Origin of the sequence: Paraburkholderia sp. RL18-101-BIB-B (assembly GCF_046026985.1) — a bacterium.
Classification (GTDB): domain Bacteria; phylum Pseudomonadota; class Gammaproteobacteria; order Burkholderiales; family Burkholderiaceae; genus Paraburkholderia.
In genome coordinates this window covers 16,654-33,307 of the sequence record NZ_JARESV010000057.1, presented here as the reverse complement: position 1 = coordinate 33,307, position 16,654 = coordinate 16,654, and the positions used below count along the sequence as shown (strand labels likewise).

Below are 16,654 nucleotides of genomic sequence, written 5' to 3'. Positions count from 1 at the left end.
GCTCCGGTACCGATGAACGGAAGCCGGAGCGGCCGACCGGCTAGACAGACTGTCGGTGCATCACAAACATCAAGGCCTTCAGAAGCGGTACGTCGCACCGACCTGGAAGAAGCGGCCGATGTTGGTGTAAAGCGACTGGTCGTAGCCCGTGATATCCGGGGTGGCCTGCCACTCGACGTCGAACGGCGGCTTGCGATCGAAGATGTTGTTGATGCCGCCGTAGATCGTCCAGTTCTTGAAGCCGCGATACGTGGCCATCAGATTGAACTGGCTGTACGACGCCACCGACAGCGTGCCGCCGTCACCGAACTCGGCCGCCACCGCGTTGGTGTACGGGCCAGTGTACTGCCACGTCAGCGTAGTGGTCAGCTTGCGGTAATCCCAGGAGAAGCTGGTATTACCCTTCCAGCGCGGATTGGACGCACCGAACGGCTGCAGCAGCGCGAGGTTGTTGCCGGCGAAGTCCTGCGTCGGCGCACCCGGGCTATTCAGCTTGAAGTGCCACACATAGGCCCAGTCGCCTGCCAGCGTGAACGTGCCGTACTTCGTGCCCACCGACTTGCGGAAGTTCATGTCGAAGCCGTCGGTGTCGAGCGAACCGAGGTTGACGAACTGCTCCTTGATAAAGGCCACCGTGCCGTCCGGATTGCGGATCACGGTCGACGGGTTGTTCGCATCCATCACCGCGTTCGGATCGTCCGTGCCGATCACGCCGTCAATGTGAATCTTGTAGAACGCCGCACCGATATCCGTCGACGAGTCCGGCGAAAGCTGGAAGCCGATGTTGTAGTTCTTGGTGTGCTCAGGCTGCAGCGCCGGATTGCCGTTGACCTGTTCCGTCGTGAAGTGCTTGGTCGGCGTGCCGCTCGGGTCGTTCGGGTCGACCAGGTTCTGGTGAGCCAGATAGGTCGCCTGCGAGTTTTCGACCAGCGTCGGGGCGCGGAAGCCGCGGCTATACGATGCAAAAGCCGTCAGAGCCTGCACCGGTTGGAAGCGCAATGCGAAGCTCGGCGAGAACGCACCACCGAAGTCGCTGTAGTGGTCGTAACGGCCCGCCTGCGTGAACGTCAGGTTGCGGATGATCGGAATATCGACCTGATAGTAGACGGCGGCCACATTGCGTTCGCCGTCGACTGTCTGCACGTTGGCCGGCGCGGTCACCCCAAGCGCGCTATACGTGCGCGAGTTGATGATGTTGCTTTCGTGACGGAATTCCGTACCGAAACCGACACCGACCGGACCACCCGGCAGGTTGAACAGGTTGCCCGTCGAGGTCTTCGCCGTGACGCTGTCGAGCTTCGAGATCGCCTGCTCATAGTCGTTCTGGAAGACGCCGTTCAAACCGTTCGGCGTGGCCGACGGGTTCGAGAAGTTGAACACGCCGTTTTGCAGAATGTTCTCGAGGCCTGCAACATTCAGCGCGTTGCCGTAGGTCGTGTCGACCGTGCTCTGCGAATGGCCGTAATCCGCGGACCAATCCCAGTCGCCGAACTTGGCCGTGGTGAACGAGCCCTTCACACCGGTCATCGCACGCCAGAACGTCGACACCGTATCCGCCGACACCGTGTTCGGGAACGTGTAGTTGATCAGCGTAGGCACGCCGAACGGGTTGTACGGGTTGGTGCCCGAGACCGTGCGCGAGATCGGCAACGCCGAACCGGTGGCCGGGTTGAACGCGTTGGTCTGGCTGCTCAGCACCGCCGGACCTTCGTTCTGCACGGTTTCGTTGCGGCTCACCCAAAGGTCGGCGTAAGCCTGCACGTCGTCGTTGACCTTGAAGGTGCCGCGCACTTTCGCGTTCAGGCGCGTGATCGCCGGCACCAGCGAGGTGGTGCTGGCCGGATTCGATTTACACGTGGACGCGCCGTTCGCCGACACGCTGCCCGGAGGACAGGGGTTGAGCGCCATGTTGGTGCCGTCGGCCGTGGTCCAGAACGACTGCTGGTTCGGACCGAGCGGGCCCGCGAGGCCACCCGGGAACTGGCTGAAGTCCTGACCCGCGGTCATGTCGCGATCGCCGAGCGACGACCCGGTGTCGCGGTAGTAGCTCGCTGCGGCCGTCACGTTGAAGCGGTCGCCATTCAGATCGCCGATACCGCCGAGCACGCTGAAGTTGCCCTGTGCGTCGCCCGGATGCTGCGCCTTGCCGAGCTGGCCATCGATCTGCAGGCCCTGGAAGTCCTTCTTCGTGATGATGTTGACGACGCCCGCAATTGCATCCGAACCATACACCGAGACCGCACCGGTCTTCACGATGTCGATGTGGTCGATCATGTTGAGCGGGATCGAATTCACGTCGAAGAACGTGTCGGTGAAGTTCACCGCCTTGCCGTAATTCGCCACCCGTTGCCCGTCCACCAGCACCAGCGTGTACTTCTCGCTCAGACCGCGCAATGCAATGCCGCCGCCGCCTTGCGCGGAGCTATTCATCGTCGTTTGACCCCAGCTGCTCCCCGAGTTCGCGGACGTGCCGCGCAGGAAGTCGGCCACGGTCGTATAACCGCTTTGCTGGATGTCCTTGGCGGTGATGGTCTGAACTTCCGTATTGCCGACCTTGTCCGACGTGCGGATCAGCGAGCCGGTCACTTCAAATTTCTTGAGTTGCTGAACCCCTTTCCCCGTCGGCGTCGCGGTGTTGCCATCCGCGGACGGTGTGGCAGCAGTGCCCGTTGCCGGGGTGCTTTCCGTCGTCGCGCCTGCCGCAGTGCCGGTGGCGGCCGGCTGGCTTTGTGCAAACGCCGGCACCGCGATTACGGCCGACAATGCCAGTTCAGCCCAGACTATTCTTCTAATGGCCAGCGCCAATGCCCTTTGTTTCATTTTTCCCCTTCTCGCTCGTCAGTAAGGCCACAGCAGTATGTGAAGAGTGGTCTCGTGAACCGCTCTACTCGATATACGGCGATCTTGCGCCGCGTTCCGTTAAAGCAACGTCAAATAAGTCAGTGTCGGACTACTAATTTATTGCAATCGGAATGCGCAGCGCTTTCCAATTGATGCCACTTCTACTGCCACGCGAACGGATGCCGCTATGCGCCGGCTTATTTTCCCAAATCGCGGGTACACACTTAAGTAATGCTTACAAATATCGAGTGACTGCTTTTTCTAAAGCATGGCCTACGGCACTAAAACAATCTTGGCGTCCCTACCCACACGACCACCGCTTCTTCACGCGCGGTGTTGGACCAGGAGTGCGGCACGGTGGACTCGTAATGCGCGGTATCGCCCGCCTGCAATACGAAAGTTGTGCCTTCCAACGTGAGCGAGATCTGGCCGCTCATCACATACAAGAATTCTTCGCCGGCGTGCGTCGTGACTTCTGATGGATTCTGTCCCACCGGCATCCTGACGAGGATCACTTCCAGCTTGCCGCCGACCGACAGGTTCGTCAGCCTTCCAAACAGATTGGCGGTTCCGTCAAATCCGAAGTACTTCAACTCGCTTCCTCTACGCACCGACTTGTCTTCAGTCGGCGTGTCGACGAAATACTGCACCGTGACACCCAGAGCTCGCGCAATACCGACCAGCGATGTGATCGAAGGTGTTGCGTGACCCCGTTCCACTTGCGACAGAAAGGGCTTGGAAATGCCCGCGGTCTTTGCCACTTCATCCAGCGTTCGACTGAGCCGTTGGCGCAGCGCGCGGATTTTGCTTCCTATAGAGACTGCAACGTGTGCCTTGTTATTGAGTGGCAAGACCATAGCAAGACAGAATCCCGTAGTCAAAAATAGTTTGATATATGCAAATTAAGTTTCGTCCGGCGCAACGTTCTCCCCAAACGTTGCTGATAGGTCAACTGAAATTACGCCATGGACAACGGGAACAATTGGTTGTCCAGAAGACTTCCGGATACTGCGAAATGCCTTGTGACGATCGCGGCTGCAACGCCAAGCAGGCATCGGAGACGAGCCACATTTCCTACGACGAGCGCGTCCCCCTCGCGCCCGCCATGAGGAGAGCTCGGGCGCGCCTCGTCCGATGGAACATAACGGGAACGGAGTGCTCTTATTTCGACGCCACCAGCACCCACAAACGGGCGAGATCGGCTGAGCCATCGGTGCCTTTCACTGCACGGAAGGTTTGCACCGCGCGAGCCTTGTCGCCCGCCATGTAGTACGCCTCACCGAGATGCAGCTGCGCCTGGTCCGGATGATCGAGTCCACCCTTGGCGATCGCGGCATCCATCGCCGCCAGACCCTGCTTCGCCTGCCCCGCGAAAACCTGATTGAAACCCATGTCGACGGGGGCAACGGGGTTTGCCGGATCGGCGGGCGCTTGCGCACGTTTGGCCGCGAGTGCCTGCAGACGTTTCTCGCGATCCGCCTGCGCGTCACGCCCCAGCACGCCCGACGTAAAGCCCTGATCGATGACCTGCTTGCCTTCCGCAGTGGTGCCCGCCACGATCGCCAGTTGGGTCATTTCCATGTAGTCGTCGGCGGTCGACAGCGAGCCGGTCGCGCGACGCAAGCGATACGTGTCGATATCGAGCTTCGACGAATAGCCCGGCTTGTTGCGAATCGCCGAGAACAGATCGTCCCAGTAAGACTGCTTCGGATGATAAGCAACCAGTTTTTCGAGCGTGCTGCGATAGGTCGCATCGTCCTTCACGCGCTGCGCACAGGTGCCGAGCAATTGCAGTTGCGACTCGTCAGGCGCGTGGCCAGCATGCACCTGCGCATCGATGCCGGGCTTGAGCAAGCTCACCACGCTCGCGCAATCGTTCGACAGGTAGTAAGACTGAACCAGCAGCGTGCGCATGTCGGGATCACCGCCACCCGACTTCAGATAGCGTTGTGCAACCTTCGCCGCCTGCGCATAGTTCTTTTGCTGGAAGTAGATGCCGGCCAATGCCGCTGACGTACGTTGCTCGTCCGCGCCGCTCAACTTGCCGGAACTCAGCAACGTTTCGTAGGCCTGAGCAGCCACGCCGGTGTCACCCGCCGCCGCCGCCGCCGCGCCACGCATCTGCTCGATCATGGTGCTTTCGTACGGCGTCTTGCCGGGCACTGCCGCCGCCTGATCGATCTTCGTCAGCGCGTCCTTGTACTTGTGCGCGCGATACAGATCCTGTGCGGCATTCAGCGGTTTCGCCACATCCGGCCGCAAAGTGTCCGCGGCATGAGAGGCGAGCGGCAGCACGAGAGCGGCCGCGATGACGGCGCGCTTGAACCGTTGATGAATCGTTTGCATTGCCCTTCCCTATTGCATGTACTGCTCATTGCCGATCAGGCCGATCTTCGTCGCGCCCAATCGTTGCGCCGACGCCATCACCTCCGCGACATCCTTGTACGGCACCAGTTTGTTCGGACGCAAATGGATTTCCGCCTGAACCGGTTCGGCGGCCACTTGCGCGAGCCTGGATTCGAGCGCCGCGCGGTTCGGCACCGGCTGGCCATTCCAGGTCGTGGTGCCGTCGAAGTCGATATCGATCTGCACCACTTCCGGCTGCGTGATCGGCGGCGGCGGATTACCGACCGGCAGGTTCATCTTGATGGCGTGCGTCTGAATCGGGATCGTGATGATCAGCATGATCAGCAGCACCAGCATCACGTCGATCAGCGGCGTGGTGTTGATGTCGACCATCACATCCGGTTCGCTGCCGCCGCCCGACGATACGTTCATTCCCATCATCGCCTCCTGTCGATCGGACCTGGCGCTTTACGCTTGGTCCGATCCCATGCAAAGTTAGCCGCCGCGCGCGGGCGGCTCAGTGATAAACGAAACCTTCGCGATACCGGCGCGCTCGCACTCGGTAATGACCCGGCCGATGAATTCATAACGCGCGCTCTGGTCGCCGCGAACATGCACTTCCGGTTGCGGCGTCATGACCGACACGGTTTTCAGGCGTGCCAGCAACGTCGGCGCGTCGACCTGCTTCTCGTTCCAGAAGAAGTCGCCGTCGCGGTTGACCGCGATGACGATACTTTTGGGCGTGGTCTGCAGCGGCTGGATCGTCTCCTTCGGCAATTGCACCGGCACCGTATGCGTCACGACCGGAATCGTGATCAGAAAGATGATCAGCAGAACCAGCATCACGTCGACCAGCGGCGTGGTGTTGATACTGGAGATGACCTCGTCGTTGTCGTCCTGCCCAACGCTCATTGCCATGACGGACTCCGCTTATTGAACCAGCGATGCTTCGCGAACCGCGGCTCGCGCCGGGCGGCGGCTGCCGGCCAGCAGAACGGTATGCAGTTGCGCGCCGAATGCACGCACACGCTCCATCACCGACTTGTTGCGGCGAACCAGGAAGTTGTAGCCGAGCACCGCGGGCACGGCTACCGCGAGACCGATAGCGGTCATGATCAGCGCCTCACCCACCGGACCCGCGACCTTGTCGATCGAAGCCTGGCCGGCAATGCCGATGGCCGTCAGCGCGTGGTAAATCCCCCACACCGTACCGAACAGGCCGACGAACGGCGCCGTGGAACCGACCGTGCCGAGGAAAGCCAAACCGTCTTGCAGACGATTCGACACGTTGGTGATCGCACGCTCGACCGAGGTATCGATCCACGTGTTGCGGTCCACGGCTTCGAGCAGCGCTTCGTCGTGATGCTCGCCGGCCTCGATAGCCGTTTCAGCGATGAAGCGGAACGGCGAGGCTTCGTCGAGGAGCTTCGCGCCTTCGCCCAGCGACGGCGCGGTCCACAACTGCTCGTCGGCGCTCTTTGCGCGGCGGTTCGCGCGGAACTGTTCGAAGAACTTGGTGATCATGATGTACCAGCTGCCCATCGACATGATCACCAGCAGAATCAGCACGAAACGGGCAACGAAGTCGCCGTTCTTCCAGAGGGCGCTAAGGCCGTACGGGTTGCTGACGGTTTCGGACGTAGCTGGCGCCGGCGGCGGCACCGCTTCGTCGGCGGCCGCGCTCGCGGCTTGCGGCGCGGCGGTGGCCGGTGCGACGGTTGCCGACGCGGTGGCGTCGCTAGCCTGCGCATGGGCCATTTGCGGTGCAACAAAGGTATCCACCGTGGTTACGGCGATCAACATGCTTGCCGCCAGTGCGGCGAGAGTACGCTTCTTCATGCCTGCTCCAAGTTCATTAGTACAACTTCTAAACTAAGACTGATAAATCGCTACCGGTACCGAACAGTCTGTGAATTCAGTTCAGGTTAAACGAGAACGGAACTTGAACACGGACAGCCTGGCCTTGGGAAACGCACGTGAACTGCTTGACTGCGTTGAATGCGGCACGATCCAGTGAGGAGTCGTCCGAGGATTTGGCAACGCGTTCATTCGTAATATGGCCCTGCGGGTCGACAACGAATTCAATGAGAACATCACCCGTCACGTTGTTTTCCTGCGCTTCCTTCGGATAGCGGATCGACGAACGGATCTGATCCGAGTTCGGACACACGACTCCAACTTCGGTGCTCACAGGCTTGCTCGGCGCGGGCGGCGCCGGCGGTGCGGGCGGCGCCACTGCAGGCGCCGACACGACCGGCGCGGCTTGATGCGTAATGGTCGGCTGCGGCGGCGTTTGCACCTGCACCTCCGGCGGCGGCACGAACGGCGGCGGCGGCGGCGCGAACTTAGGCGGCGGCAATTGAACCGTGGGCAACGGCGGCGGAGGCGGCGGCTTCACCGGTTCGATGATTTTCGTCTCGATAGGATGCTGAATGACCTGCACGACCTTGGTGGCGAGGCCATTGATCAGCGCATAAATCAGCACGATGTGCAAAAGCAGAACAACTGCGATACCGCCAAAGCGGCGTACTGGGTTTTGCTGCTTGCGCCCAAACTCACGCGGGCGCCCCGGCCTCTCCATACGGGCCGCTACTGCCGGAAATTGCCCTTCGACTTTCGTACCCACCTTTACTCCTCCGGCGTGAATCGTCCATTTCTGTAACTGCAGTGCGCTTATCTACCGCGAACAACATTCACTTCAACCATCCGAAGATCGGCGGTCTTTGATTCGGAGTCCAAAACGGACGTGACACTACCCGGCTCCGATCCGACGACACAGACGCGTCTCCAGGAGACCGCGGCCGTGCGTCATGCGAGCCGAATAGCCTATCTAAGTAGAACTACTAATAGATTAAATTTGAGCCACTCACTTCTGCCTTGCATGAACGCTGGGGACCACCCGATCGCTATAAGTCGTAGCGCCTGGAACTTTTTGCGCAAACGTCACACGCGTTTCATCGGTCGCAACGATAGCAGGACAAAAAATGTACGGTCAAACTTTTTTTGATGACAACATACTTAGTTTAGAGAGGTAACTCTAACTCAAGCGAAATTCGCTCCGCTTTAAAAGAATAAGCGTATGTCGAGCAGATAAGCATTCGGGCTTTTTTTGCCCGCCAATTGGGAATTCGCTGCACATTCGTCGTGCATCGATGCACGCGAAACGGTCGGCAGCACGTCTGATCCGGTTCGCGAAAGCCCCCGCTGGGCAGGCGTTTGCGCGCCATCTCAACATGACTCGCGTGGCTCGCGGATAGGACGTTTGTTGTGGTGTTCGGGCGCCGGGGGTGTGACCGCCGCTGAAGGCGAGACGATAGCAGAAGAGTAGAAGCGTTTAAAAAAATTTTAGCGGTATTTACGACACTCTAAATACGCATCTCAATTACGCGTTGAATTGAATTACAAAACAATTCCAATAAATTACATTAAGCCAACAACGCGAATCATGTCGGGCGCGGGCGATGTCGGCGCGACGTTGGTGGGCATATAGGGCAATTTCGTGAGGGCCGAATTCGCCCGGCCAGAATGACATGAATCATGCGCCGGCAAACTCTTGCGGGTTCAACTCAACAAAGGAGCAAGCGGGAGCGGCGCAACGTTGATCGCGCCGCTCTGCTGCATCAACCGTTTGTGCCCTCGCCTGCCACGACAGCGCTGTTGTTACGCGATCGCGCGAGAACCGGCCGCAACGCGGCGCCCGTATGACTCGCCGCAACGCGCGACAATCCTTCGGGATCCGTAGCAGCGACGATCGCCCCGCCGCCCACTCCGCCTTCCGGACCGAGGTCGATGATCCAGTCCGCCTCGGCGATCACATCCAGATCGTGTTCGATGACGACGACACTATGCCCGCCGTCCGCGAGACGATGCAGCACGCGAATCAGCTTGGCGACGTCCGCCATGTGCAGGCCCACGGTCGGTTCGTCCAGCACATACAAGGTATGCGGCGGCTTCTGACCGCGCCGTGTGATGTCGTCACGCACTTTGCTCAATTCAGTGACGAGCTTGATACGCTGCGCCTCGCCGCCCGACAACGTGGGCGACGGCTGACCCAGCGTGAGATAGCCGAGCCCGACGTCTTTCATCAACTGCAATGGATGAGCGATATTGGAGATGGGCGCGAAGAACTCGACGGCCTCGTCGATTTCCATGGTCAGCACGTCGCCGATATTCTTGCCGCGCCACGTGACCGCCAGCGTCTCGGGATTGAAGCGCTGCCCGTGACACACATCGCAAGGCACCTTCACGTCGGGCAGGAAGCTCATGCCGATGGTGCGCACGCCCTGCCCCTCGCAGGCCGGGCAACGGCCTTCGCCGGTGTTGAACGAGAAACGCGAGGCCGTATAGCCACGCGCGCGCGCTTCGAGCGTGCCGGCAAACAGCTTGCGGATCGCGTCCCACACGCCGATGTATGTGGCCGGACAGGAACGCGGCGTCTTGCCGATCGGCGTTTGATCGACTTCGAGTACACGGTCGATGGTTTCCCAGCCAGTGATCGCATCGCACCCTTGCCATGCATGCGTCACGTTGAGTGGCGCACGCGGCGCTGTGCGCGCCAGCACGCTGGAACGCCGGTTCGCCGCGGGCTTCTCCTCGGCCGCCGCACGCGCGCGCCGCGTGGCCGGCGACGACAGCACCGAACGTCCGACAGCGTCCAGCAGGTTGGTCATCAGCACGTCGCGTGCAAGTGTCGACTTGCCGGAGCCGCTGACGCCGGTGACCGCCACCAGCCGCGAGAGCGGAATGCCGACCGTGACGTTGCGCAAATTGTGCAGCTTGCCGCCGTGCACAGTCAGCCAATTCTCCGGCACTGCAGCCGTACGTTTGCCCGGCGCGACCACTTCGCGGCGCGGCTGCAACGGATGCACGATGGGCTGCGCGAGAAACTGTCCGGTCAGCGAATCGGGTTGCGCCGACAGGTCGGCCACACTGCCCTGCGCGACCAGGGTGCCGCCGCGTTTGCCCGCGCCCGGCCCGATGTCGATGATGTGATCCGCACGCCGAATCGTGTCCTCGTCATGCTCGACGACCACCAGCGTATTGCCCTTTTCACCGAGCTTGCGCAAAGCGTTCAACAGAATCTGGTTATCGCGCGGATGCAGACCGATGGTCGGTTCGTCGAGCACATAGCACACGCCTTGCAAGTTACTGCCGAGTTGCGCGGCGAGCCGGATGCGCTGCGCTTCGCCGCCGGACAGACTCGGCGCCGCGCGATCGAGACTCAGATAGCCGAGCCCCACTTCCTCGAGGAACTGCAGGCGGCTGCCGATTTCGCTCACCACGTCACGCGCGATTTCCGCGTCGCGACCGGTCATCTCCAGCGTGTCGATCCACGCGCGCGTGTCGGACACGGTCCACTGCGCGACATCGACGATCGCCTGCGCGTCGAACGTGACCGCGCGCGCGGTGGGGTTCAGACGCGTACCCGCACAATCCGGACATGGTTCGTCCACGAGACCTTCGGGTTCCTGCTCTTCCGACGGCAGGCTCTGTTCGCGACCGCGATTGTCGTCGACGACGATCGTATCGTCGTACACCGCGCGTTGTTCACGCGTGAGCGCGAGGCCCGTGCCGACACACGTGGTACACCAGCCATGCTTGCTGTTGTACGAGAACATGCGCGGATCGAGTTCGGGATAACTCGTGCCGCACACCGGACATGCGCGCTTGGTGGACAGCACCTTCACCGCGCCGAGTTTCGCGGTGGGATGGCCGCCGCTGATCGCGTCGTGCAAACCGTCGAGCGGCGCCAGCAGATGCATCACGCCCTTGCCGACTTCGAGCGTCTGGTCGAGCGCCTGACGCAGTTCGGTTTCGTGGTCCGGCGACACGACAATGTCGGCCACCGGCAGCTCGATCGTATGCTCGCGGAAGCGGTCGAGCTTCGGCCACGGATCCACCGGCACGAACTCGCCGTCCACACGCAGATGAGTATTGCCGCGCGCTTTCGCCCATTTCGCCAGATCCGTATAAACGCCCTTACGGTTCACGACCAGCGGCGCGAGCAAGCCAACGTGCTGCCCCTTGTGATCGCGCAGCAACTGCGCCGCGATCGATTCGACGCTTTGCGACGTGACCGGCGTACCGTCGTGAATGCAATGCTGCAAACCGAGCTTCACATACAGCAGACGCAGGAAGTGCCAGACCTCCGACGTGGTCGCCACGGTACTCTTGCGGCCGCCGCGCGAGAGCCGCTGCTCGATCGCGACGGTCGGCGGAATGCCGTACACCGCGTCGACCTCGGGCCGCCCCGCCGGCTGCACGATGGAACGTGCGTAGGCATTCAGCGATTCGAGGTAACGGCGCTGCCCTTCGTGAAACAGAATGTCGAAGGCGAGCGTGGACTTGCCCGAACCGGACACGCCGGTAATCACGTTGAATTTGCCGTGCGGAATGTCCACGTCCAGCGCTTTCAGGTTGTGCTCGCGCGCATTGACGATGCGCACCACGTCCTCGCCTTCGATCGCCCGGCGCGCGCGCGCGGCGCTCAGCGCCTTTTGCAGCGGAATGCCTTGCGACGCCGGTTCGGCCGCTGCGCCCATGGCACGGTCATATTGCAGCAGCGCCACGCCGGTATGCGATTCCGGGCAAGCTTTGACGTCTTCCGGCGTGCCGGCGCACAAGACCCGGCCGCCGCCATCGCCACCTTCGGGACCCAGGTCGATCAGCCAATCGGCCGCGCGGATCACGTCGAGATTGTGCTCGATCACGATCAGCGAATGACCGCTCGCGAGTAGCTTGCCGAACGCCTGCATCAGCTTGGCGATGTCGTCGAAATGCAGGCCCGTGGTCGGTTCGTCGAACATGAACAGACGTTTGGCGACCGGCTGCTTCGCGCTGCGCGCAGTCCGCGCCTGGGCCGATTCCGCGAGGAAACCGGCGAGCTTGAGCCGCTGCGCTTCGCCGCCCGACAGCGTGGGCACCGGCTGGCCGAGCTTCACGTATTCGAGGCCCACGTCGACGATTGGCTGCAGCACGCGCAGCACTTCGGCATCTTTGGCGAAATATGCAGTGGCTTCGCTCACCGTCAATTCCAGCACGTCGGCAATGCTCAGCGCGCGCGCCGGTTCGACGCGCTCGATCTTCACTTCGAGCAGTTCCGCGCGATAACGGCGCCCGTCGCAATCGGGGCAGCGCAGGTACACGTCGCTCAGGAATTGCATTTCGATATGTTCGAAACCCGAGCCGCCGCAGGTCGGGCAACGGCCTTCGCCCGAGTTGAAGCTGAACATGCCCGGACCGTAGCCGCGTTGCTGCGCGAGCGGCGCCTTGGCAAACAGCTTGCGGATTTCGTCGAACGCGCCGACGTAACTCGCCGGATTCGAACGCGCCGTCTTGCCGATCGGCGACTGGTCGACGAACACAACGTCGGTAACCTGATCGGCGCCGCTCAAACTAGTGAATGCGCCCGGCGACTCAGTGGCGAGACCGAAGTGCCGTGCCATGGCCGGATACAACACGTCTTGCAGCAACGTGGATTTGCCGGACCCCGACACCCCCGTCACGCAGACGAGCCGCCGCAACGGAATCTCCACCGTGACATCACGCAGATTGTGTTCCGTCGCGCCTTCGAGCACGATGCGCGGCGTGGCGGCATCCACCGGACGCTGCGACCAATGCGCCGCGTCGGCCACATGCCGGCGGCCGCCGAGGTACTCGCCGGTGAGCGTGCCTGACGAACGGATCGCCTCGGGCACGCCGTCGTAAATGATCGAGCCGCCGCGCTCGCCCGGTCCCGGACCCATGTCGATCAGACGATCCGCCGCGAGCATAACGGAGGGATCGTGTTCGACCACCACCAGCGTATTGCCCGCATCGCGCAAACGGTGCATGGCTTCGACGATGCGGTTCAGATCGCGCGGATGCAAGCCGATGCTCGGCTCGTCGAGCACGAACAGGGTCTTGGTGAGCGACGTGCCGAGTGCCGTGGTCAGGTTGATCCGCTGCACTTCGCCGCCCGACAGCGTGCGGCTTTGCCGGTCGAGCGTCAGATAACCGAGGCCCACGTCGCACAGGTACTTGAGGCGCGTGCGCACTTCGGCTAGCAGCAGCTTGAGCGCGTCGTCGAGCAAGGCGCTCGGCAAACTGATTTCGTCGAAGAAGCGCCGGATGCGCTCGATCGGCATCAGCATCAGGTCATGCACGGTCAGACCCGGCAACGCTTCGAGCTGCCCGCGCGTCCAGTCGACGCCGCGCGGCAGGAAGCGCTTCTCGGCCGGCAGCACGTCGTCCGCATTGGCCTTGCTGCCGAGGCGCCACAACAGCGATTCCGTTTTCAGGCGCGCGCCGCCGCAGGTTTCGCACGGCGTATAGCTGCGGTACTTGGACAGCAGCACACGAATATGCATCTTGTACGCTTTCGATTCGAGATACTCGAAGAAGCGTTTGACGCCGTACCAGTGGCTTTGCCACTTGCCGTTCCAATCCGGCGAGCCGTTGATGACCCAGTCGCGCTCGGCGTCCGTCAGTTCGCCCCACGGCGTGCCGCGGCGGATATCGGCTTTCGCCGCGTAGCGCATCAGATCGTCCTGGCATTCCTTCCACGCGGGCGTTTGCATGGGCTTGATCGCGCCGTCGCGCAGCGTCTTGCGCGCGTCTGGAATCACTAGCCCGAGGTCGACGCCGATCACGCGGCCGAAACCGCGGCACACTTCGCACGCGCCGTAGGCCGAGTTGAACGAGAACAGCGCGGGCTGCGGGTCGGCGTAGCGCAGATCGCTTTCCGGGCTGTGCAAGCCGGTGGAGAAACGCCAGATTTGCGGTTCGGCTTCCTGACTGTCCGCCCCTTCCGATGACGCCGGCAGCACATAGATATTGACGCGCCCGCCGCCGCGCTTGAGCGAGGCCTCGATCGCCTCGACCACCCGCTGCTTGTCCACCGAGCGCAGCCGGAAGCGGTCGGCCACCACGTCGAGCAGCTTGCGCTTGCCGGTAGGCGAATCGACTTCGCGCTGCGCCTGCACGCGCGTGTAGCCACTGGCCGACAGCCACTGCTCCACTTCCTGCTCCGACGCGGATTCCGGCAACTCGACCGGGAACGTGACGACGAGCCGCGGCTCGTTTTCCGCCGTGCGTTCGAGCAACTCGGCGTAGATCGTTTCCGGCGTGTCGTGGCGCACCTGATGGGCCGTCTTGCGGTCGAACAGTTCGGCCGCGCGCGCGTAGAGCAGCTTCAGGTGATCGTTGAGCTCCGTCATGGTGCCGACGGTCGAACGCGAACTGCGCACCGGGTTGGTCTGGTCGATCGCAATCGCCGGCGGCACGCCGTCGACCCGGTCGACTTGCGGCCGGTCCATGCGGTCGAGAAACTGCCGGGCGTAAGCGCTGAATGTTTCGACGTAGCGCCGCTGCCCTTCCGCGTAAAGCGTGTCGAACACGAGGCTCGACTTGCCGGAGCCGGACGGGCCGGTGACGACCGTCATTTCGCCGGTTCGTACGTCGAGGTCGACGTTCTTGAGGTTGTGCTGGCGTGCGCCGCGAATCTTGATAGTGCCGTTAGATGCCAATTTTTCCGACCGTCTGAATGAGTGGGCCACCTCTCACGGACGCCTCGCGACCGCGCAAGTTCGGTGCCGCCGGGCTGGCGGAAACCCACGCCGAAGCCCGGCTTGCAACGGGATACTATACTGTATATTTATACAGTTTTCCACGACGCGGCCCGGGTAGGCTTTGCAGGCCCGTCAGGCGGTGACCGGCGGCAAAAATGCGCGCCGCTTGGCGCGGCAGCAAGCGTTGTGCCGTTGGGGAGAGAAAGGTTTAAAGCCGCTCGAAGTGGCGTCGGAGACGTGAAGCGGCGCTATCGCGCCAGACTTGCAAGGCGCAACGGTGTGGTAACGGGCGCACATTTCTTAACCGTAGACGCTCTCCGCACTGATCGGCTCCCTGTCGGCACCGCAGCACCCGGCGCTGCATCCAGCGCCCCGCTCTTACCCAGCGCATACGCCACGCAGCGCTTCGCCAACACCTCGGCCGGATCGACGAGACGCATCACCCGTCCGCCCACGCACGCCAGCGTCGCGTCACGCAACAGCAGCGGCAACTCGGTGCAACCCAGCACGATCACCTGGGCGCCTTGCACGACCAGATCGTCGAGCGCCGCGGCGAGATCATCGCAGCACTCGCCCGACGTGAAGCCCGCCTTCGCACCCTTCGGTCCGTAGATGGCGTTCATCAGCCGCGCCTGCGCCGGTTCGCCCGGCGCAATCTGCACGAAACCGCGCGCTTCGAGCGCCTGCTCATAGACGCGGCTCGCGAGCGTGCCCGAAGTGGCGAGCACGCCGACTTCGCGCACGTCCGGAAAGGTCTCGCGCAGATAATCGGCGGTACAGGTCAGCATATTGACGATCGGAATGCCGAGCGACGGCTGGATCCGCTCGACGAACGCATGCGCCGTATTGCACGGAATCGCGATGAGGTCCGCGCCGCCGTCCTCGAGCGTCTTGCAGCCGGCATACAACGCGAGCGTCGGATCGTCGCCGTTGCCGAGCAGCGCGGCGGTGCGGTCCGGAATCTGCGGATTCTGCTCGACCATGATCTTGATGTGATCCTGATCACACGCGGCGGGCGTATTGCGCACCAGCTTGGCCATGAAGTCGACCGTCGCCGCCGGCCCGACGCCGCCCAGCACGCCCACCTTGAAGCGCCGCTCCGGCTGCGCATATTGGGCCGCCGCGACGTAGCGCGCGTAAACGAGATTGGCGTCGACGAGCGGCACCTCGAGCCGGCCGAGCGCGCGCGCGACCAGCGCGATTTCGACGAGCCCCGGCAGGATGATCTCCGCGCCCTGCGCAATGAGGTCCGCGCACGCGGCGCGCAGCAACTCGACCGGGCGGCCATAGAAGCGGCCGTTTAGGATGCCTTCATCGCTATAGACCGCGCTCGTCACGCAATCGACGCCCGCTTCGTTGCGCGGATGCAGCACGTCGAACCGCGCGGCATCGAAATAACGTTCGAAGAGGCCGTTATGACGGATGGCCTCCGAAGTCAGCACGCCGATCCGGCGCACCGACGGAAACGCTTGCCGCACGTGCGCCGAGAGCGCCGTCATGATGTTGGCGATCGGCACGGCCACGTTTGCCGAGAGTTCGTCGATGAAGGTATGGCTGAGGAAGCACGGCAACACGATCGCCTCGACGCCGCGCTTTTCGAACGCGCGCATCGTGTCGAATACGTGAATCTTGAACTGGGCGCTCGCCTCGCTCTGCGAGGCCGGCCCTTGCCAGGACTGCTGCTCGAGAACGAGATCGAATGGCCGCGCCGCACCCGGCCGGTTCCAGGCGGCGCTCATCCGGCACAGGACGTCGGCGCTGGCGAGCTGCGCCGCGCCGGTCACGACACCCAGCGAACGATAGCGATTCATGATGGCTTCCCCCCGTCGTTTTTTTGCCGCCCGCCTCGATGGTAGGCGGCTTTTGCGCGGTTGAGGATGACATTATGTAGGCGGACTATGACGTGGGGTCAACCACGA

General features: G+C 62.4%; 9 protein-coding genes. All 9 read right to left on the bottom strand.

From position 1 onward, the window contains the following. Positions 1 to 78: 78 nt before the first annotated feature. Positions 79 to 2,820, bottom strand: a complete 2,742-nt coding sequence (locus P0D73_RS40120; protein ID WP_408280122.1) for a TonB-dependent receptor plug domain-containing protein — start codon at positions 2,818 to 2,820, stop codon at positions 79 to 81. A 302-nt stretch (positions 2,821 to 3,122) separates the two neighbouring features. Then, entirely contained in the window at positions 3,123 to 3,698 is a 576-nt protein-coding gene (locus tag P0D73_RS40115) for a helix-turn-helix domain-containing protein (protein WP_132375140.1), read from the bottom strand. A 304-nt stretch (positions 3,699 to 4,002) separates the two neighbouring features. Continuing rightward, positions 4,003 to 5,187 (bottom strand): tetratricopeptide repeat protein, encoded by a 1,185-nt coding sequence (locus tag P0D73_RS40110; RefSeq protein ID WP_408435523.1) that lies wholly within the window; start codon positions 5,185 to 5,187, stop codon positions 4,003 to 4,005. Positions 5,188 to 5,196: 9 nt separating this feature from the next. Then, a complete protein-coding gene (locus P0D73_RS40105; RefSeq protein ID WP_011487696.1) occupies positions 5,197 to 5,625 on the bottom strand; it encodes an ExbD/TolR family protein in 429 nt (142 codons plus the stop codon). A 57-nt stretch (positions 5,626 to 5,682) separates the two neighbouring features. After that, entirely contained in the window at positions 5,683 to 6,105 is a 423-nt protein-coding gene (locus tag P0D73_RS40100) for an ExbD/TolR family protein (RefSeq protein WP_012432473.1), read from the bottom strand. Positions 6,106 to 6,117: 12 nt separating this feature from the next. Then, complete coding sequence (locus P0D73_RS40095) at positions 6,118 to 7,026, bottom strand: MotA/TolQ/ExbB proton channel family protein (RefSeq protein ID WP_408280116.1); 909 nt, start codon at positions 7,024 to 7,026, stop codon at positions 6,118 to 6,120. A 76-nt stretch (positions 7,027 to 7,102) separates the two neighbouring features. Continuing rightward, complete coding sequence (locus P0D73_RS40090) at positions 7,103 to 7,768, bottom strand: energy transducer TonB (protein WP_207915680.1); 666 nt, start codon at positions 7,766 to 7,768, stop codon at positions 7,103 to 7,105. Between the two features lie 1,039 nt (positions 7,769 to 8,807). Next, positions 8,808 to 14,693, bottom strand: a complete 5,886-nt coding sequence (gene uvrA / locus P0D73_RS40085) for an excinuclease ABC subunit UvrA (RefSeq protein WP_408435521.1) — start codon at positions 14,691 to 14,693, stop codon at positions 8,808 to 8,810. Between the two features lie 290 nt (positions 14,694 to 14,983). Next, positions 14,984 to 16,546 carry a cysteate racemase gene (cuyB, locus tag P0D73_RS40080; RefSeq protein WP_408435519.1) on the bottom strand — a complete coding sequence of 521 codons (1,563 nt, stop codon included), beginning with the start codon at positions 16,544 to 16,546 and terminating at the stop codon, positions 14,984 to 14,986. Positions 16,547 to 16,654: the final 108 nt, after the last annotated feature.

Bases quoted from the DNA above. Each gene is read 5' to 3' on its own strand.
- P0D73_RS40100 (WP_012432473.1), bottom strand. From the start codon at position 6,105: ATGGCAATGAGCGTTGGGCAGGACGACAACGACGAGGTCATCTCCAGT.
- P0D73_RS40120 (WP_408280122.1), bottom strand. From the start codon at position 2,820: ATGAAACAAAGGGCATTGGCGCTGGCCATTAGAAGAATAGTCTGGGCT.
- P0D73_RS40105 (WP_011487696.1), bottom strand. From the start codon at position 5,625: ATGGGAATGAACGTATCGTCGGGCGGCGGCAGCGAACCGGATGTGATG.
- P0D73_RS40095 (WP_408280116.1), bottom strand. From the start codon at position 7,026: ATGAAGAAGCGTACTCTCGCCGCACTGGCGGCAAGCATGTTGATCGCC.
- cuyB (WP_408435519.1), bottom strand. From the start codon at position 16,546: ATGAATCGCTATCGTTCGCTGGGTGTCGTGACCGGCGCGGCGCAGCTC.
- P0D73_RS40110 (WP_408435523.1), bottom strand. From the start codon at position 5,187: ATGCAAACGATTCATCAACGGTTCAAGCGCGCCGTCATCGCGGCCGCT.
- P0D73_RS40090 (WP_207915680.1), bottom strand. From the start codon at position 7,768: ATGGAGAGGCCGGGGCGCCCGCGTGAGTTTGGGCGCAAGCAGCAAAAC.
- P0D73_RS40115 (WP_132375140.1), bottom strand. From the start codon at position 3,698: ATGGTCTTGCCACTCAATAACAAGGCACACGTTGCAGTCTCTATAGGA.